Origin of the sequence: Sorangium sp. So ce375, assembly GCF_051473855.1 — a bacterium.
Classification (GTDB): Bacteria; Myxococcota_A; Polyangia; order Polyangiales; family Polyangiaceae; genus Sorangium.
Genome location: NZ_CP150335.1, coordinates 7,467,485 through 7,485,416 on the forward strand (window position 1 = coordinate 7,467,485; position 17,932 = coordinate 7,485,416).

Here is a 17,932-nt window from a genome sequence, read left to right on the forward strand (position 1 = left end):
CGTTGACGCAGGAGAGGTTGCACGTCGGGCTTGAAATCCAGCCTATTCGCCGGGTGAAACGTCGATGGTCTCGCTGTGTATACCGTGTGAAACGGGCGGAAGGCGGAGGGTGAACACCGCTCCCTGCCCCGGCGGCGAGACGACGGCGATGGATCCCCCGTGCGCCTCGACGATGGCCTTCGCGAGCGCGAGGCCGAGGCCAGTGCCCTTGCCGCCGGGCCGGTCGGTGAAGAACCGGTCGAAGACCCGGGGCAGGTTCTCCGGAGCGATCCCGGGCCCGGTGTCGCTCACCTCGATTGCGCACCCACCCTCGACGGCGCTCACCCGGATCAGCACGGCGCCTTCCCCTCCGGCGAAGGAGGCCGCATTGTCGAGCACATTGCGGATCGCGACCTCGATCCGGCCGGAGATGACCAGGACCTTCACGGGCACCGCGTCCACCTCGAAGCGCACGCCGGCGTGCCGCTCCTCGGTTCGCATGGAATCGACAAGCCCACGGACGAGCTCCGCGGCGTCGATCTCGGCGCGCTCCTCGTCAGGCAAGCCCGCCTCGGCGCGCGCGAGGTCGAGGAACTGAGTCACCAGCGTGTCGAGCCTGCGCCCGCTCGTGAGCAATGCCCTGCCCAGGCGCTCTGCGCGCGGCGCAGGGAGCGTCCCCTCGCCGCGCATCACCTCTGCAGCCGTGAGCACCACGGCGACCGGGCTCTTGAGCTCGTGCACGAGGTCGGTCATGAAGGCATGGTTCTGGCGAGTTCGCTCGGCGATCGCGGCGAGGAGCGTATTGAAAGCACCGGCGAGCTCGGCGATCTCCACGGGTGCGCCCACGGGGATGGCGTCGCCCGAGAGCGGCGCGCGCTTGCGCGAGAGCACCTGCTCCCGCAGCTCCTGGATCGGCGCCAGCATGCGCCGGATGAGCCACGTCGCGAGCAGGAAGCCGACCAGAAGCATGCAGAGGGTCAGCTTGAGCACCGGATAGCGCACGTCGTAGAGCGCCAGGAACGCGAGGCGCACGCTCTTCTGCGAGAGCACCACGAAGGTCCCCCCTCGCCATGTCGTCCTGACGGCAACATGGCAGACGAGCAGCGAGCCACCGAACACGCGCTCGCACGCCTCGTCACGGCCCTCCGCGAACGCCCGCCGGATCTCCGTGCGCTCGGCGAGCGGCGGGGCTGTCTCCTCGTGGGCGTGCAGGGTCGGGGGGCCTGCCGGGCCCCAGAAGAGCTCGCCGATCCGGTCACGCAACGAGGCGGTGGGCTCACGGTCGCCGTCCGCGATCACGCGGCCGTCACCGTCGATCACCCGGACGCGCACGCCGTTGCGCAGGGATACCTCCTCGAGCGCCTCGCGAAGCGCGAGATCGTCGCCAGCGTCCGTCTCCACGGCGGCCTGGGCTGCCTCGGCGCCACGCAGCGCCCAACGCTGGGTCCGTCGGGTCGCATCGTCGCCGCTGTCGATAACAAGCGATGTGAAGGCGATCGCGACGACGGGCACCGCCACCACGGTCAGGATCACGGCGTATGCCTGACGGCGTAGCGAGCCCCTGCTACGCGCCACGATCCCGCCACCGATAGCCTGCGCCGATGACGGTCTCGATGCGCTCGAAGGCCGGATCGACCGCCTCCATCTTGCGGCGCAGGCGCCGAACATAAGTATCGACGAGGCGCGCGTCGACGGTGGAGTCGTCGTTGCGCGCGAGATCGAGGAGCTGGTTGCGCGAGAACACCACGCCTGGCCGCGCCGCGAGCGCCTCGAGGAGCCGGAACTCGGTGAGCGTCACCGTGACCGGCGCGCCGCGGTAGCGCACCTCGAGCCGCTCCGGGTCGAGCTGCAGCGCGCCGAGGGCGACGACGCAGCCCGCCTTCGAGGCGCCCGCGCGGATCTCCTGTCGCCGGAGGAGGGCGTGCACACGAGCGAGGAGCACCCGGGTGCTGAAGGGCTTGACCACGTAGTCGTCGGCGCCGAGCTCCAGGCCGAGCGCCTGGTCGATCTCGGTGTCGCGCGAGGTGAGCAGGATGAGGGGCACGAGGTTCTTGGCCTCGCGCAGGCGACGGCAGAGGCTAAAGCCATCGAGCCGGGGCATGTTCACGTCGCTGATCACGAGATCCGGCCCAGACCCCTCGATCCGTCGGAGCCCCTCCACGCCGTCACACGCCCGGAGGACCGCGTGCCCGGCGTCCTCGAAGGCGAGCGAGAGCACATCGGCGAGCGCGGTGTCGTCTTCGATGAGCAGGATCGTTCCCATGGTCCCTAGGGTCGCCTGCCCTGGATCGCCCACGCGGGCATGATGAGCCGTCGCGGCGATTTCTGCGCCGGCGGCGGGCGCAAGACTGGCCGACGGTATCACCATCGCCGCGAAAAGACCAGCGAGGGGCAAGCCAGGAGGAGGAGACGCGGCTCACGCTGTCACCGCGGAAGTTACGGCGCCTTCATCTCCACATCATTGATGAACAGCCGAGATGGAGAGCACCTGATTCCCCTCCTGCTCCCCTGGTTTCTTGGCGCCCTTTTCGCTTCGGCGGTTCGCTTCCCAGCCCGCCTCCCCGCAGACCGATGCATCCCACCGCCGACCAGACGATCCTTGGCCAGCTCTTTCACCGGCGCCCTGGTGTCAGCATCCCATCCGACGCAGCGCCGATCCGCTCACCGGATCGCGAGCGGGATCCCCGGCGATCCGGACGCGCCCCGGAGGGGCAGCGGGCTGTACACGTAGAAGAACTCGTACGGGCTCTTGTGTCCGTGCGGCCGCTCCTTGAGCTCTGCGGCCAGATCCGCCGCCAGCTCCGAGAGCACCATCACCTCGTGCATGAAGATTCCGCTCTTCACCAGCAGGTGATGGTGCACCGGGAAGACCACCCCCGGCGCCACCGGAGCCTTGGGCGGGGTGACCTCGATGCCGAAGTTGTCCGACCCCACGCAGGCGATTCCCTTCGAGGAGAGCCACATCGCGACCTCGATCCCGATCCCCGGCTGGGCCAGCCCCACGCCCGGCTGCGTGTAATACCCCTCGGTGCCGAGCTCCCAGTTCTCCTCCCAGCCCGTGAAGATCAGCACGACGTCGCCGGCGCCGATGTCGCGCTCGTCCATTTTCTGCGCGCGCAGCGTCTTCATCACCATGGCCAGCGTGATCTCCTGGCCAAACGCGAGCGTCTTCCCGCCGTTCGCGTAGCGCTTGACGTCGAGGAGGACGCCGCGCGTGACGATCGGCTTCACGTGCTCGACGCCGAGGTGCGCGAGCCCGTCTTCCGTGAGGACCTCGGCGCCGGTGAACTGGTTGTAGAAGAGCGCGTCGGCGGGGTCCGAGCTCCCGGGCGGGATGTAGCCGAAATGGCCCAGCGCATCGAACTCCGTCCCCATCTGGCCGAACTCCCCGTGCATCACCTCGGAGTTCGTGACCTGCTGCTGGATCACCGTGGTCGGCCCGGCCTCCAGGGAGAGCCCCTGGTTGCCCGGGAACGCCGGCATACCCGGCTCGTAGACGTGCCCCAGTCGATAGACCTTGCCCTCTTTGATCAGGCGCTTGCCCTCGAGGACCTTGTCCGGCGTCTGCGTATTGGAGGCGCCCGCCTCGTCGTCAGGGCCCCACGGCGAGGGACCGGGCACCGGATCGTAACTCTGCAGCATCGGCACGCCGCGGGCCAGCGCCGCGCCTCCGATCAGGCTGATAACCATCGTCACCACGATCGCGCCACGTAACGGCATCACTCCAGGCTTCATGGACAACCTCCTGGGTACCATCGCTCGTTGTACCGACAGCGCCCCGCGCTCCAGCGATGGGCGCGGGCGCATGTCATCAACATGATACACCGTCAGGGGCGCCAGGATACTGCTCTCCCGCGATACTCGCGGGCTGCTCCAATGCCGCGGACGCCTTGTGCGCACGCGCGTACACCCGGCCTCTCGGTGGGAGCGCGCTCGGTCACCAGCGGAGCCGGCGTCCTAGCGCATAGGCGATGCCGCTCTCCAGGGTTCCTTTGGTCACGACGCCGCTCAGATCGGCGCCTATCGTCGTGAGCGTCTGCGCGATTTGCGGCTTGATCCCGGTGAGCACGACCCGGGTGCCGAGCAGCCCCGCGGCCCGGGCCGCGTCGACGAAGGACCGCGCCACCCGCTCGTCGACGACCTTCACCCCGGTGATGTCGAGGATGGCGATCTTGGCTTGTCGGGCGGCGATCCCTTCGAGCAATGTCGTCAGGATCTGCTCGGCGCGCGCGGGGTCGACGCTCCCGACGATCGGCATCGCGACGACGCCGTGCGCCAGCGGCAAGAGCGGCGTGATGAGCTCCTGGATCGTCTTCTGCTGCATCTCGATGAGCTGCCGCTGCATGTCCGCGCGCTCGGCCTCGGCCTGCTTGGTGCGGCTGATGTCCACCGAGACCGTCCCGACCGCGTAGACCTTCCCCTCGGCGTCGCGGATGGGGAACTTTGTCGACAGGTAATCGCGCGGACCGTTCGGGAAGACGAGCACGTGCTCGGATGTGCCGGAGCGCCCGGCGGCAGCCACCTCTTCATTGGCCTTTCGTATCGAGGCGGCCGCCGGCGCCGGGAGCATGTCGTAGACGACCCGTCCGAGCAATTCCTCGCGGCTCCTCCTGTAGAAGGACTCGATTTCGCGGTTCACGAGGAGGAGCCGGCCCTCCGCGTCCACCGCGACCATCATGGACGGCGTGTATTCGAGGAACGCGTGGAGCAGGCTCTCGCTCCGCTCGAGCATCTGCTCCGTGTGTTTGCGCGCGGTGATGTCGAGCGCCGAGCCGAGCATCCGGCGCCCCGATCCCTCCGGATCGCGGCCGAGGGCGACGCCTCGCTCGAGGAACCAGCGCCAGCCGCCGTCGCGACCGCGCGCGCGGTACTCCACCGTCGCCTGCTCCCCGCTCTCCGAGGCCGCCACGCGAGCCCGGTACTCCTCGACGCGCCCGATATCGTCTGGATGGAACAGGGGGGACAGGCCGCCGCCGCGGAGCGGGCCTGCCGCGGCTCCGCCACCCCCTCGGGCGAGATCGGCGAGCTCCCGGTTCCCGTAGATGTACCGCCCCTCATCGAGATCGAGCACGTAAACGAGGCTGGGCAGCGCGTCGAGCAAGCGCTCCGGGGGGCTGCGGTCGGCCTCCTCCAGCTCGGCGATGCGGGAGCGCAGGCGCTGCACTTCCTTCTGCAATGCGTCCAGCTCCGCCTCGAGCGCCACGGTGTTCTGCGCGTCCATCACCCTCTCAGGGCGATCGTATCCCAGCTTCGAGCTGGGGCGGATCACAATTTTCCTGGGTATCCAACATCCCGACAGCGGCCCTGGCACGCGGGGCGCATTGCCTTCGCCAGCGTGCGAGGCGGGCGCAGGGCGAGCGCGAGGAAGCTGCATCGGAGATCGCTGGAGGGGCGGCGATGTCGAGGTGCAGCCATGGTTTGCCCCCGCTTCGCCTCGTCCTGGAGCAGTGATCACGGCGTCGCGCGCTCCAGCACGACCGCGCGCGACGTCTGCTGACGCTCGCGCGGAGGATCTCGAACACAACCCGTTGTGGCGTGGCGCGCTCGAGCGCTATCGTTGCTTGGTGCCTGCGACCGGTTGGCAAAGCACCGCGAGCGCGATGAACCTCCGGTCTTACGCGACCGTCGCCGCGATGGCATGGCTGGCCGCGTGCGGCAGCGGCTCGAGCGAGCCGCCTCCGCCTGCGCCGTCGGGCGGGGCAGGCGGTACGTCGGCGGCCGGCGCCTCGTCCGTGGCAGGAGGCTCGAGCGGGAGCGCTGCACAAGGAGGCGCTGCCGGAGCGGGCGGCGGCGCTGCGGCTGTCGCGGGCTCGACCGGCGTGGCCGGCACTTCGAACGCTGGCGGCGCCGACGGCGCCGGAGCCGGTGGCGCGAGCGCCGGGGCGGGCGGTGCCGACGCGTGCCCGGAGGGCTCGACGCAGCTGTCGCCGTGGCCCGGCAAGGCCGAGGTGCACACGCTCGACAGCGAGGACGCGTTCGAGAGCGATCTGAGCGGGCTGACCTACGAGCCGCCCGGAGTGCTGTGGGCGACCGACAACCTCTCCGCCAAGCTGTTTCGGTTGCTGAAGAGCGGAGGGCGCTACGCGCCGGACACGTCCAATGGCTGGGCCTCCGGTAAACGGCTACGTTACCCGAACGGCAACGGCACGCCCGACGCGGAGGGAGTCACGCTCGCCGCCACGAGCGCGGCGGGCGTCTACGTGTGCACCGAGCGCGACACGGACGATCCGTCCGTGAGCCGGCTGTCCGTGTTGCGCTACGACGTGACGGCCGCCGGAGCGACGCTGACCGCGACCCACGAGTGGAACCTCACCGCCCTCTTGCCCGAGGTCGGCGCGAACGCGGGTCTGGAAGCGATCACCTGGGTGGCTGACAGCCTGCTCACGGCGCACCACTTCTTCGACGAGAGCAAGGCCCGAGCGTACGTCCCGAGCGACTACGGCGAGCACGGCGCCGGCCTGTTTCTGGTGGGCGTCGAAGAGACAGGCAAGGTGTACGCTTTCGCGCTGAACCACCAGAGCGGCGCGGCCACCCTGGTGGCCAGCATCTCGACGCCGCTCGCGGGCGTGATGGGGCTCGAGCTCGACCGTGACACCGGGAGCTTGTGGGCATCCTGCGACGACACGTGCGACAACCAATTCGCCGTGTTCGGTATCGACGACGCGCTCGGGCGCTTCGTGTTGGAGCGGCGTTTCACGCACCCCAGCGGGCTGCCGGACTCCAACAACGAAGGCATCGCGCTCGCGCCGGACGCGGAGTGCAGCGGCGGCGTCAAGCCGTTCTTCTGGACCGACGACGCCGACGCCGACGGCTTTTCGGTGCGCGAAGGCTCGCTCGCTTGCGGTTGCCTCTAGAGCGGTTTCCGCCCACTGAGGGCCGTGTGGTAGAGGGGCAGCGCCTCGGGCGCCGGAAAGAACGCCACCCTGAGCCCGCTGTCGAGCGCGTCGCTCGTGACGATGAGCTCGGGAGCGACCGGATCGCCCGTGCCGCTGCTCTCCCCGAGCTGGGCGGGGCTGAGCCGCGCAATCTGGTCCGTCGCATAGCTGATCCAGAGCCCGCCACCTTCGTCGAAGGCGCCTCGGTCGAGCAGCGAGAGCACGCCGACAACGAAGCTCACGCGCGAGGTCACCGTCTGACTGCCGGTGCCCTCGAGATCGGGCGCGCCCAGCTCGAAGATCGAATTGCTGCCGAAGTCGAAGCCCCACAGGTCCCCCTCGGCGTCGAAGGCGAGCCCCGTCGTGCCGAGATCGCGGCTGTCCTCCGCGTCGCGCGGCGTGAGCGTGAGATCCGCGCCGTCACTGGTCGAGGCGGCGAGTCGCCCGGCGTCGTAGCGCAGGATGGCGTCGCCCGTCGCGACCCACAGGTTCCCTGCCGCGTCGAAGGCCAGATCCGCGCTGTCGCTCACGCCGGAAATCACGGTGCCGGCCGTCGCATCGCCCGAGCCGGCGAGCGCCGCCGCCGGGATCTCGAGGATGTTCCCGCCGCACGCGCCGAGCCAGAGATTGCCATCGCGGTCGAACGCCATCGACTTGAGCGCCGGTATGCACTCGATCTGGGGCACGTCGATCTCGCGATCGAACGTGTTGTTGCCCGAGGCCGCGAGGTTCTGCGCGGGAATGCGCACGAGCATCTTCTCCGCCAGCGTCGCGCCGAGCGACCACAGGTTGCCATCGCGGTCGAACGCCACGTCCTTGCCGATGGGCGCGTCGCCGACGACGCTCGGGTCCGCGTCCCCGCTGGCGCCGAGCTGGGCGGAGGCAAAGCCTCGAAGATTGCTGGTCCAGAGCTTGTTGCTGCTCGGAATCGCCTCGTACTCCACGGTCACGGTGTGGCCGACGTCCGGCTCGAGACAGAACAAGCCCTCCCAGACCGTCGGCTTGTAGACGGTGCGGACGATCGGATCGTCGTCGGTGACACGCATCGCCGTCACCACGTAGGTGCCCGCCCCTTGATCCATCAGCGTCGCGGTCTCGGTCACAGCCTGCAGCGAGTCGCGGCGCTTGACCTCGACGCGGCCGTCCACCCCCGGCGGTAGCCCGGTCACCTCGATGGTGACCGTGCCGTTGCCGTCGGTTGCGCACGCACCCTCGTTGCCGCCATCTCCCCCCTCCCCTCCGGCCGGGGGTGTCGGCTCCTCGCCGTTGTTGCACGCGACGAATGCCCCCACCGACAAGGCCAATCCGAGGACGGAAAGATGCTTCACGCTCTGCTCCTTTTCGAACGCTCGCGCGAACGACCGAAGCCTCGCACGTAGCCGATGCGGAAGGCTATGCCCGACCGTTGTCACGCTGCAATCGCGTCGTGGAGGCTGCCCTTCGCCGCTCACGATCCGGGCGGACGGAGCTGCTTGCGGACCTTCTTGATGAAGGTCTGGGTGCACTTTCCGTGGGTGCCCTCATGCTCCATGATCTCGAGCGTGAGCTTGGCCTTCGTCCCGCTGGAGAGATGTGCAGCCGCGTTCACCTCCCTGGCGAGTTGGATGCCTTCCAGCGACACAGGTCCCTGCTGCTTCTCGACGGCCGCCGGCTTGTTCGGCTGCCGGTAGTGGGAAGGCTTTGTCTTGGTGACGTCGCGGAAGCCGGTGTCGTCCGAGCGCCGGCCCGTGCCGTGGCAGCCCGGGCAGGTGGCGGTGGTGCCGGAGAACGAGTTGGCGATGCGGCCGTCGCCACCGCAGATGCCGCAGGATTCACCAGCCATGAGCCTGGCCCTCGGGTCGGGGCAGGTGCTTCGGGTCCTTCATGCCCGAGAGCATACAGCCGATCATGGCTCGTGAAAGCTTCGCCTTGAGCGGTCTTCCATTTTGTGCGTTGCGGCTGTCCTCCACCGCCCCTCCAGCCCTGCCGCTCTGGCAGGCCGCCTTGCCGCCTCATCCCCCGCCTCCGGCTCTCGTGTCCCCGCCTCCGGCGCTGCCGGCCCCGGCTCGCCGTGCACGTCCCCCACCTCGGCCCGTCGCCTCCCCGCCTCCCGCCATCTCACCCCCCGGCTCGCCGCGGTCAGTCCCCACCTCGCCGGCCTCACTCCCCGCGGGGCGCTCGCTCTCGGACCCGGGGGAGACGCCCTCCGGCTCGGAGGATCCCGTCCACCGACCCCAGCGGCCCGTGTGCCCCTGCGGGGGCCCCGTCTCCCGAGCCCCCTCCCGCGTCGCCCGAGCCCCCTCGGAGAGCTCAGGCCGCCTGGAACTCGGAGTACGGCCGCGCGCCGGCCGGTGGAAGGCCAGCACGATGCGCTCGGGCGCGACGCCTTCGCGGATCAGCTCGCGCGCCATGCCGTGCTCGGTCCCGTCGCTGGATCCAGATCCTGCCATCGAGGAGACCGAGGAGATCGATGTGAACAAGACAGCCGTACACGCGACGCAGCCCGTCCCAACCGAAGACCCTGAGGAATTGGCCCTTGCGACCGGCGCACGGAATGCGGTACCACGGAGACCGCAGTGCGTTTTCGTGGGGGGTCGCACCGGCGCGGCCCGCTCCTGGTCTATCTTGGGCATGCGGTGATGTCGTATGTCCTCTGACGAGCCCTCATGACCTCTTCCGCTCAGGATCGCGCCACGGCCCGCCCGGCTGCCCGCCGCAAGCTGCTCCTGAACCCGCGATTCCAGCTCAAGTACACCGGGCTCCTCGCCTCTGTGGTGCTCGCCGTCATGGTGGCGCTCGGACTCGTCATCTGGCAGACCGCGAGCGTCGCGAACGAACAGGCGCGTTACGCGGCGACCCAGGCGGAGCTCGCGCTCAAAGAGGCGGCGAACAGCGCGAAGATCCTCAAGATGAGCACCGCCGCCCTCGGCGGCGACGGCAACGAGCTCGGCAACACCCTCGACGAGGAGCTCGAGAAGACGAACCGCGAGTACGAGCGCAACCTGGCAGAGGTCGCGAAGCGGCGAGCCGACGTCGAGGCGCTGCAGGGTCGCCTCCTCGCCATCCTCGTCGGCGGCGGCGCGTTCCTGCTCGCCGTCCTCGGCGTGCTCGGGGTCTTCATCACCCAGCGCATCGTCGGGCCGGTCCACCAGATGAAGCGCCTCTGCCGCCAGGTCGGCACGACGCGGCTCACCATCGGAGAGGGGCTGCGGAAGGGCGATGAGCTCGGGGACCTGTTCGACACGTTCGTGCAGATGACCTACTCGCTCAAGGCGCTCCAGACAGGCAGGCTCGCGACGCTCGACGCGACGATCGAGCGGGCCGAGGCCGAGTCGGCCTCCGCCGAGGTGCTCGCGGGGCTGCGCGCGCTCCGGGCGCAGCTCTGCCTCGGCCTCAGCGAATCCGAGGCGGTGCGGCGCCGCGGCCCGAAAGGTGGTGAGTCATGAGGCGAGTCGCCGGGGCGGTGCAGACATGAAGCCTCCCGAGTTGGTCCAGCAGGCGGCGGGCTTGCTCCGCGCCCGCTTCGATCTCAACGAGTACAACCCGACCCCGATCGTCGACCTCGGCGCGCTCGTGGCCAACGCCGACGGCACCGTCGACGCCGAGGAGATCGACGCCCTGCGCCAGCTGATCGAGCCGATGCTCGGCGCCCAGCTCAACGTCGAGCTCGTCCGCTACCTCATCGAGGCGAGCCTGAAGGTGATCGCGGCGGCGGGCGTCGAGCCCCGGATACGGCTGCTCGCGGAGATCCTCATGGATTGCGACGCGGTGGAGGAGGGCATCATCGTCGCGCTGGCGGTCGCCCACGCGAGCGAGGGGATCTCCGACGCGGAGCGCGCGGTCATCGAGTCGCTCGCCCGCGCGGCCGAGCTCCCCGCGCGCCGGCTCGATCTCCTGAACGAGCAGGTCCGGGCGGCGTTCGCCGCCTGACGGCGGGCTCCGCGGCCGACCGCGGGCGCCGCCGACGGACGAAGACCTCCGCCGGCAGTGCGCGGCCTCCGCCAAGCCCTGCGCGGCGTCAGCCCTCTTCCTTTGTCGCGAGCAGCCGCGAGAGGCGGCCGCCCTCGATGCGGACGGCGATGACCTTCTCCCGGTCGAAGACCACCGCGCCCGGGGCCGCGCCGCGCGGCTTGCGCACGTAGCGGCGCTGGACGTAGCTCACCTCGCACACCGCCTCGCCGCGCGCGTCGCTGAAGTGCGCCGCCAGGGTCGCAGCGTCGACGAGCACGTCGGCGGGGCAGCTCGCCCCCTTCGCGAGCGGCACGACGACGTGCGAGCCCACGACGCCCTTCGCGTGCAGCCAGAGGTCGTGCGGCCGCGCGTGCTTCGTCGTCAGCGCGTCGTTGTCCTCGGCGCCCCGGCCGACGAGGATCGCCGCGCCGGACGCGCTCCGGTAGGCGTGGAACGGCCGCCTCGGCGCGGGCCGTCCGGCCCCGGGGGCGCGGGCGCCGGACGGTGCGGGCTCGCCGGCGCCGGCGAGCTCCGCGCGGGAGACGCCGAGGGAGCGGGCGCGCTGCGCGAGCGGATCGAGCGCCTCGGGCCGCGCCTCCGCCGCGGCGACGTCCGCCTCGAGCGCGGCGATCGCCGAGAGCGCGCGCTCGGTCTCGGCGAGGCGCGCGCGCATCACCGCCTCGCCGCGCTGGTAGCGCCGCGCCTTGGCGAAGAAGGCCTCGGCCTGCGCCTTCGCGGGGCGCGCCGGGTCGAGGGCGACCTCGATCGTGCCGCCGGTCTCCCAGTCGTCGAGGAGCGCCTTCGCGGCGCCCCGCGGCACGCGGGCGCCCTGCGCGAGCAGGAGCTGCCCCGTCTTCTGCAGGCGCGCGACGCTCCCCAGCCGCCCGAGATCGCCGCGCACCGCCTCGGCCCTGCGCTCGAGCGCCGCGCGCCGCGCCTTCACCGCGCGCGCGAGCGCCGCCTTCTCCTGCCCGGCGGCGGCGTCGTCGCTCGCGTCGACCAGCGCCGCGCCGGCGGCCAGCGGATCCGCCGGGTAGGCGATCGCCGCGGGCGGGGCGCTCCCGTGGGGCGGCCAGCGGAGGATCAGGTTGCCGGCGGCATCGAGAAGGCGCGCCTCGCCGCGGCGTCCCGGGGTGAGCTCCAGCCGCGCTCCTGGGGGCAACCCCAACCCGGGTGCGGGCACCGCGGGCTCCAACCCGGGTGCCGCCGCTGCCGGCCCCAACCCGGGTGCGGCCGCCGCCAGCCCCAACCCGGGTGCGGCCGCCGCCGGCTCCAACCCGGGTGCGGCCGCCGCCGGCCCCAACCCGGGTGCGGCCGCTGCCGGCCCCAACCCGGGTGCGCCTTCCGCACCCTCTCGGCCATTTTCCACTACCATCGCATCGCCGTCGCCCGCGACCACCACGATGCCGTCGCCCCGCACCTCGATCGCCAGCACGCGGCGGCCGACCAGGTGCGCCCTCATCGCGGCGACGAGCGGGTGCGACGCGCCGGCGCGGAGCCGCGGCAACCGCGGCAGGATCCCTGCCCCCGAAACGCGCGGCCCGATGCCGGCGCCGAGCAAGCGCCGCGTCCCGTCGTAGACGGCGAGCGCGACGAGCCCCGTCGCCGGATTCGCGTGCGCCGCGTCGATCCGCGCCCCCACGCAGCGCGCGAGCGCCTCGGCGAGCGCCCCGCCCTGCGCCGCGCTCCTCGGGTGGTCCTCCATGGCGAACGCCGCGCGTGCCCCTTCAGCGAAAATCGTCGAAGATCGGCTCACAACAGCCAACGGCGAGATCGCACGCCTGGCCGAATTCCTGGCACGCAGCCCGCTGCTCGCCGTTGACGAGGCAGTAGCAGAGGGTCGCGCCGCCCCTGTAGGGAACGCACTCGACCGTGAACACCGCGTTCGGGCACGAGCCCTTGCAGGAGCAGGCCCGGTCGCTAGCGGCGAAGCACTCGAGCGGCGTGCAGCGGCCGTTGGCCCGGCACTCGTCGTACTTGGCCAGGAACGGCTGGCACCGTTCCAGGACGAAGGAGCAGTCGATGCTGCCGCTCGTCGCGCAGTCGAAGAACAGGGCGAACACCTCATTGCACTGGGGCGCCTGGCTCAGAGACTCCTTACAGAACCCCTCGCACTGACCTGGCCCCATGCACGCATCCGTATAGGTCTCGCAGAAATTCATGCAGATCGACCAGGCATCGCCGCCGCCCGCCCCGGTGGAGGCGCTCCCTGTCCCCGATGTGGCCATCCAGGTCGCGCTGGTGCTGACCGCGCTGGAGCCGCCCACGCCGACGCCGACCGCGCTGGAGCCGCCCACGCCGGCGGTGACCGCGCTGGAGCCACCCACGCCGACGGTCACCGCGCCGGGGCCGCCCACGCCGACGGAGACCACGCTGGAGCCGAGCGCGCCCGTGGTGGTCACGCTGGAGCTCGTCGCGCCGGCGCCTCCTGATCCGTCAGGCATCCCGTCGACGACGACGTTGCCGCCGCAGGCGGCCCCCCAGGCCAGGACAGCGAGCGCGGCGGTGCGCATCCTAAGCGGCGTCATTCCCATGGACCGCGAGGGTACCCCAGGTGCGCGCCCGGGCGCGAGTGCGGCGCCAGCGCGATCGGGGTGAGCCCGTGCCGCGTGATCGACCTGGTCGGCAACGTCGAAGAGTGGGTGTCGATCTCAGCGGAACTCGGCGAAGTACGGCCTGCAGCAGCGCTCCGCGAGGTTGCACGTCGGGCCGGTGTCCTCGCACCGGTCCACCTCCGCGCCGTTGACGAAGCAGGAGCAGGAGGTCCTGCCGAAGCCCTGGTCGCGGCACTCGACCGCGAAGAACGAGCCCTGGCACGCGCCCTTGCACGTGCAGGCCCCGTCGCGATCGCCGGCGCACTCGAGCTCCAGGCAGCGGTCGCCGCTCGCGCACGCGTTGTACTGGTTCAGGAACTGCTGGCACCGGTGCGAGTTCAGGTTGCAGTCGAACCTGTTGTCGTTCAGGCAGTCGAAGTACGGGACGAGCAGATCGTTGCACCGGGGCGCCCGGCTCAGCTCCATCTCACACATCGTCCCGCACTGGCCCGGCTCCACCCCGCCGCACGATTCCTGGTAGCTCTCGCAGAAGCCCACGCACGTCGACCAGGCGGCGCTGCCGCCCACCCCGGTGGACGAGCTTCCCGACGGGCCCCACCCGCCGGCGCCGTTCACGTCGCTCCCGCCGACGCCGACAGCGCTCACGTCGCTCCCGCCGACGCCGACGACAGCGCCGACGCTGGTCGCGCCGACACCGACAGGGCCCACGCCGACAGCGCCGTTGGTGGTCGCGCCCGCGGTGATCGCGCTGGAGCTCGTCGCGCCGGCGCCTCCTGACCCGTCGGGCATCCCGTCGACGACGACGTTGCCACCGCAAGCGCTCCCCCAGGCCAGGGCGGCGAGCGCGGCGGTGCGCATCCTGAGCAGCGAAATTCCCATGGGCTGCGAGAATACCCCAGGTGGGCGCCCGAGCGCGAGCGCAGCGCCGGCGCGAGCTGCGCGAGCGCAGCGCCGGCGCGACCGGCGCGAATCGCGGCGAGCCGCCGCGCGGCCTCTCGTGCGCCGCGCCGCTTTGCGATAGAGACCCGCCGCGTGCTCCTCGACCTCCTGCTCGCCCCGCTGCTCGCCCAGGCCGACGCGCCGCCCCGGCCCGGACCCGCCGCGTCCTGCCCGCCCGACATGGTGCTCGTCGAGGGCACCCACAGCGAGAACGTGCAGCGGATCTGCACGAGCTACCGCGGAGGCCACTGCTTCGGCTTCTTCCCCGGCCTGTTCGCCGCCGAGCCGCGCTTCACGCCGGTGCGAACGTGTATGGACCGCCACGAGTGGCCGAACCGGGCCGGCGCGCTGCCGGTCGTGATGCTCCGCTTCATCGAGGCCGAGCGGGAGTGCTCCGCCGTGGGCAAGCGCCTCTGCACCGAGTTCGAGTGGGAGCTCGCGTGCGAGGGGCCGTCGGCGCTCCCCTTCCCTTACGGTTACGCCCAGGATCCGGCCGCCTGCAACGTGAGCAAGCCGTACCGAGGGATCAGCGAGCGGCGGCTCGCGTCCGACGACCCCGCGGTGCGCGCCGCCGAGACGCAGCGGCTCTGGCAGGGCGAGCCGACGGGCTCGTATCCGGCGTGCGTGAGCCCGTACGGCGTCGTCGACATGGTCGGCAACGTGGAAGAGTGGGTGTCGACGTCGCGGCCCGAGTGGCCGCACCGCTCGTCGCTCAAGGGCGGATACTGGTCCAAGCCATGGGCGGGTTGCCGCGGGACCAACGACTCGCATGGACCGATGTTCCGGTTCTACGAGATCGGTTTTCGCTGCTGCAAGGATCCGACGTAGCCCGGAACCGGTCATGGCGGTGCGCGGTCTCAGCGGTCGAGCTTGCAGGTAACTCGCCATAGTGGGCACGGCCCAATCGACGTAACGCGGTGTCGCGAACAGCTCCGCATCGAGCAGCCGCCCCCCCAATTCAGGACCGAGGGCGTCATGGCTCGTCGAGCCCGGTGAGCTCGGACGGAATCTCCAGCTCGACGTTGGCTTCGTCCTCGGCGCGGCGCGGTCAGCGCCGCGCGAGCGCGCTGCTTGACGCTCCCGCCGGCGCCCGGCATAGTGCCCTCGTGTTCTTCTCCCACTTCTCCTGAACGACGCGCCGTGTGAGCTGCCCCTCGCCCCGGGCGAGCGAGGTCTCACGCGGCGTGCGTGCGCGTGTTGCGCGTTGCGCGTGTTGAAGGAGCGCCGGTGCGCGGCGAGCGGCCCAATGCGGGGCCCTCGGTGTTCGGCGCCTCCCAATCCGCACGGCGTGGCCGAGCGCTCGGTCCACGCGAGGAGAACGGCTTGTGTCGAACACCATCAGTTTCCACCGCCACGCCCGGCGCGAGCTCGATCGGGCCGTCCGGGATACCTTTTCGGAGCTCGCGGGCGACCTCCCTGCGCGCTCCACCTTTGCCTCTTTGCTAGGTCACGTCCGCGAACGCTCGACGCTGCTATGCGCCGGCCGCGACCAGGCGTCGCGCGCCGCGGCCGTGCGCGCGCTCAAGAACCTCGCGCGCCACCACGCGGCGCACGTCGCCTCGGCGGCCACGTGGGCGGGCGGCGACGCCGGCGTGAATGCTCTGCTTCACGCGCTGGTGCAGCACATCGTCGGCCGCTATGTCGTCCCGCGCGGCTTCGTCTCCGTGTGGCTCGCCGACGACCCGGAGCCGCAGCGCTGGTTCATCGAGCACGCGAACGGCCGGCCGTTCCGCGAGATCACCGGTCTTCCGGTGCAGATGACCCGCCGGATGGAGCACATCCTCTTGGCCTCGCCGCCGCACCTACCGCTCCAGGCGGCGATGCGGCGCGCGGAGATCCTTGGCCTCGACGGCCCGCCGGAGCTCGTCGATACCCTTCTGACGACCGACCTCGCCGCCGATCTGGGCCACGGAGACCTGTGGCGCCAGGCCTTGCGCTTCTTCGTTCGCTACTGGGAGGCCCTCGGCCCGGTCGGGGTCACGACCATCGTCGACTTCCTCTACGCGCAGTGCGTCCGCACGACCGAGATCACGACCGACGCGGGGATCGCGATAAAGCCGCCGCCGAACCCGGATTTCTCGCTGGCCGGGCGGACACCTCGGTCGCTCCTGCGCATCGTCGAGGCCTGGCACACCGAGCTCGGGTATCGCCGCGACACCGGCCGGACCTGGGCGGCGTCCAGGCTACAAGGCTTCCACTACGCCGAGCCGCCGAGGCCGGAGGCCGAGGAGGCGCCGATCGCGTGGTCGATCGTGGAGCTCTTGAGCAGCCGCGAGCTCGTGGTCGAGGGGCGCGCGCTCAGGCACTGCGTCGCGAGCTACGAGGACCGCTGCGTGCGCGGCGCGTCGAGCATCTGGTCCCTGCGCCGCCAGGCCGGGGAGGGAGCGCCGGCGCGGCGCTTCACGATCGAGGTCGAGCCACGCGCGCGGGCCATCGTTCAGATTCGGGGGTTCGCGAACCGCTACGCCGACGGGCAGCCGCGGCGGATCATCGGCATGTGGGCGGAGCGCGAGCGCCTCACCGTGGCCAGCTACGCCTGATGCGCGGCTCGTCAGATGCCGGCGAGCCGCGGTCGCCAGCGCCGACTCGACCTGTCAGCGGAAGGGACCCACCGACGGCTCGCAAGGACCGATATTCCGGTTCTGCAAGATCGGGTTTCGCGCTTCAAGGAGCCGGGAGTGGGGTCGTGCTGCCGGCCCCGCTCTGGCGATCGCCGGGAGGCGTGGAGCAACGCGCGCTGAGCGGACCTGTGCTCAGCGGTCGGGAGCGCCCGCGCAGATCCAGTCGTTGATCTTCTTGATATCGGCTTCTGGCAGCGGCGCGCCCGGCGGCATCCTGCTCTCGTCGGGGTCGCACAGGCTGACGTCCTTCAGCTTGTTCATGAGGTAGCTGCTGCTCGGCTTGAACGGCACGACGAGCGCCTGCTCGCGGGAGCAGGACGCGCTGTCCCGATCGACGAGCTTGCCGGCGGCCCCGCTCGCGCGGAGATCGAGCCCGCCCGCCGGCGAGCCTGCGTTGCCGTGGCAGTACTGGGTCGCGCAGCTCCTCGTCAGGATGGGTGCCACGTCGGCGAACGCCGCGGTGTCCGCGCCGCAGGCGGGATCGCTCGAAGACGCGCCGCCGCCCTCGCCCCCGGCGCCGGCCTGCGCGCCGCCGCCCTCGCCCCCGGCGCCGGCCTGCGCGCCGCTGCCGCCCTCGCCTCCGGCGCCGGCCTGCGCGCCGCCGCCATCGCCCCCGGTGCCGGCCTGCGCACCGCCGCCGCCCTCGCCAGCCCCGCCGCCGCCCTGGCTGGCGCTGCTGCCGTTGCTGGTCGTGCTGGCGGCGGAGCCGCCGCCGGTGCCCGAGGAATCGTCATCGGAGCAGGCCACCGCCGAGAGACCGAGAGCCAGGCAAAAAACCAAACGAAGCGGATTGTTGTGATAAAGCAAGGTACCTCTGCATGATGGTGTTGGCCACGCGGCGTTCGCCGCGCGAGCGACTCACGACGAGACTAGAAAGCATGAGGACGCACGCGATGCAATCTCGTGCGACACGTCGCTCATCGTCCTGGAGCGCTGGTGAGACGGCACATTCATCGCGTGCGCGCCGTCGGCGATCCACGGGCGCCGATACCCATCCTCGCCCCCGGTCTCCTCACGGTTCAGCGCCTCTCCG

The 17,932-nt window shown here is 71.2% G+C and carries 15 protein-coding genes; 5 read left to right on the plus strand and 10 right to left on the minus strand.

The genetic code is table 11. The features are described 5' to 3' along the window. Positions 1–42: 42 nt before the first annotated feature. The 4 genes from WME90_RS27550 to WME90_RS27565 all read right to left on the minus strand — a co-directional run bounded on the left by WME90_RS27550 (position 43) and on the right by WME90_RS27565 (position 5,200). Positions 43–1,647 carry a HAMP domain-containing sensor histidine kinase gene (locus WME90_RS27550; RefSeq protein WP_437274986.1) on the minus strand — a complete coding sequence of 535 codons (1,605 nt, stop codon included), beginning with the start codon at positions 1,645–1,647 and terminating at the stop codon, positions 43–45. Continuing rightward, positions 1,544–2,242 (minus strand): response regulator transcription factor, encoded by a 699-nt coding sequence (locus WME90_RS27555; protein WP_437274987.1) that lies wholly within the window; start codon positions 2,240–2,242, stop codon positions 1,544–1,546. Before WME90_RS27555 ends, WME90_RS27550 begins: the two co-directional genes overlap by 104 nt. Positions 2,243–2,640: 398 nt before the next feature. Further along, complete coding sequence (locus WME90_RS27560; protein ID WP_437274988.1) at positions 2,641–3,714, minus strand: cyclase family protein; 1,074 nt, start codon at positions 3,712–3,714, stop codon at positions 2,641–2,643. Positions 3,715–3,916: 202 nt separating this feature from the next. Further along, positions 3,917–5,200 carry a PAS domain-containing protein gene (locus WME90_RS27565; protein ID WP_437283668.1) on the minus strand — a complete coding sequence of 428 codons (1,284 nt, stop codon included), beginning with the start codon at positions 5,198–5,200 and terminating at the stop codon, positions 3,917–3,919. Positions 5,201–5,579: 379 nt separating this feature from the next. Between WME90_RS27565 and WME90_RS27570 the strand changes: the two genes are divergently transcribed. Next, a complete protein-coding gene (locus WME90_RS27570) occupies positions 5,580–6,833 on the plus strand; it encodes a lamin tail domain-containing protein (RefSeq protein WP_437274989.1) in 1,254 nt (417 codons plus the stop codon). On the opposite strand, the gene WME90_RS27575 is transcribed toward WME90_RS27570, so the two are convergent. Further along, positions 6,830–8,182 carry a hypothetical protein gene (locus tag WME90_RS27575; RefSeq protein ID WP_437274990.1) on the minus strand — a complete coding sequence of 451 codons (1,353 nt, stop codon included), beginning with the start codon at positions 8,180–8,182 and terminating at the stop codon, positions 6,830–6,832. The genes WME90_RS27570 and WME90_RS27575 overlap by 4 nt on opposite strands. A 119-nt stretch (positions 8,183–8,301) precedes the next feature. Further along, positions 8,302–8,676 carry a molecular chaperone DnaJ gene (locus tag WME90_RS27580; RefSeq protein WP_437274991.1) on the minus strand — a complete coding sequence of 125 codons (375 nt, stop codon included), beginning with the start codon at positions 8,674–8,676 and terminating at the stop codon, positions 8,302–8,304. An 823-nt stretch (positions 8,677–9,499) separates the two neighbouring features. Between WME90_RS27580 and WME90_RS27585 the strand changes: the two genes are divergently transcribed. Together WME90_RS27585 and WME90_RS27590 are read left to right on the plus strand one after the other, a co-directional pair. Beyond that, positions 9,500–10,279, plus strand: a complete 780-nt coding sequence (locus WME90_RS27585; protein WP_437274992.1) for a HAMP domain-containing protein — start codon at positions 9,500–9,502, stop codon at positions 10,277–10,279. 25 nt (positions 10,280–10,304) lie between these two features. Further along, complete coding sequence (locus WME90_RS27590; RefSeq protein ID WP_437274993.1) at positions 10,305–10,763, plus strand: tellurite resistance TerB family protein; 459 nt, start codon at positions 10,305–10,307, stop codon at positions 10,761–10,763. Positions 10,764–10,851: 88 nt separating this feature from the next. On the opposite strand, the gene WME90_RS27595 is transcribed toward WME90_RS27590, so the two are convergent. The 3 genes from WME90_RS27595 to WME90_RS27605 all read right to left on the minus strand — a co-directional run bounded on the left by WME90_RS27595 (position 10,852) and on the right by WME90_RS27605 (position 14,218). Beyond that, positions 10,852–12,489 (minus strand): NFACT RNA binding domain-containing protein, encoded by a 1,638-nt coding sequence (locus tag WME90_RS27595; protein ID WP_437274994.1) that lies wholly within the window; start codon positions 12,487–12,489, stop codon positions 10,852–10,854. Between the two features lie 22 nt (positions 12,490–12,511). Further along, positions 12,512–13,297, minus strand: a complete 786-nt coding sequence (locus tag WME90_RS27600; protein ID WP_437274995.1) for a hypothetical protein — start codon at positions 13,295–13,297, stop codon at positions 12,512–12,514. Between the two features lie 138 nt (positions 13,298–13,435). Then, a complete protein-coding gene (locus tag WME90_RS27605) occupies positions 13,436–14,218 on the minus strand; it encodes a hypothetical protein (protein WP_437274996.1) in 783 nt (260 codons plus the stop codon). Between the two features lie 153 nt (positions 14,219–14,371). Here WME90_RS27605 and WME90_RS27610 point away from each other — a divergent pair, with 153 nt between their 5' ends. Beyond that, complete coding sequence (locus tag WME90_RS27610) at positions 14,372–15,106, plus strand: formylglycine-generating enzyme family protein (RefSeq protein WP_437274997.1); 735 nt, start codon at positions 14,372–14,374, stop codon at positions 15,104–15,106. Positions 15,107–15,603: 497 nt separating this feature from the next. Continuing rightward, the gene (locus WME90_RS27615) at positions 15,604–16,818 is read left to right on the plus strand and encodes a PcfJ domain-containing protein (RefSeq protein WP_437274998.1); all 1,215 of its coding nucleotides are present in this window, start codon (positions 15,604–15,606) and stop codon (positions 16,816–16,818) included. A 213-nt stretch (positions 16,819–17,031) separates the two neighbouring features. Here the strand turns inward: WME90_RS27615 and WME90_RS27620 are convergent, their stop codons facing one another. Further along, positions 17,032–17,646: a hypothetical protein gene (locus WME90_RS27620; protein WP_437274999.1), complete on the minus strand. Its 615-nt coding sequence runs from the start codon at positions 17,644–17,646 to the stop codon at positions 17,032–17,034. Positions 17,647–17,932 lie beyond the last annotated feature (286 nt).

Bases quoted from the DNA above. Each gene is read 5' to 3' on its own strand.
- WME90_RS27560 (WP_437274988.1), bottom strand. From the start codon at position 3,714: ATGAAGCCTGGAGTGATGCCGTTACGTGGCGCGATCGTGGTGACGATG.
- WME90_RS27570 (WP_437274989.1), top strand. From the start codon at position 5,580: ATGAACCTCCGGTCTTACGCGACCGTCGCCGCGATGGCATGGCTGGCC.
- WME90_RS27555 (WP_437274987.1), bottom strand. From the start codon at position 2,242: ATGGGAACGATCCTGCTCATCGAAGACGACACCGCGCTCGCCGATGTG.
- WME90_RS27565 (WP_437283668.1), bottom strand. From the start codon at position 5,200: ATGGACGCGCAGAACACCGTGGCGCTCGAGGCGGAGCTGGACGCATTG.
- WME90_RS27605 (WP_437274996.1), bottom strand. From the start codon at position 14,218: ATGGGAATTTCGCTGCTCAGGATGCGCACCGCCGCGCTCGCCGCCCTG.
- WME90_RS27600 (WP_437274995.1), bottom strand. From the start codon at position 13,297: ATGCGCACCGCCGCGCTCGCTGTCCTGGCCTGGGGGGCCGCCTGCGGC.
- WME90_RS27550 (WP_437274986.1), bottom strand. From the start codon at position 1,647: ATGTTCGGCGCCTGCGCCGCAAGATGGAGGCGGTCGATCCGGCCTTCG.
- WME90_RS27595 (WP_437274994.1), bottom strand. From the start codon at position 12,489: ATGGAGGACCACCCGAGGAGCGCGGCGCAGGGCGGGGCGCTCGCCGAG.
- WME90_RS27585 (WP_437274992.1), top strand. From the start codon at position 9,500: ATGACCTCTTCCGCTCAGGATCGCGCCACGGCCCGCCCGGCTGCCCGC.
- WME90_RS27580 (WP_437274991.1), bottom strand. From the start codon at position 8,676: ATGGCTGGTGAATCCTGCGGCATCTGCGGTGGCGACGGCCGCATCGCC.
- WME90_RS27590 (WP_437274993.1), top strand. From the start codon at position 10,305: ATGAAGCCTCCCGAGTTGGTCCAGCAGGCGGCGGGCTTGCTCCGCGCC.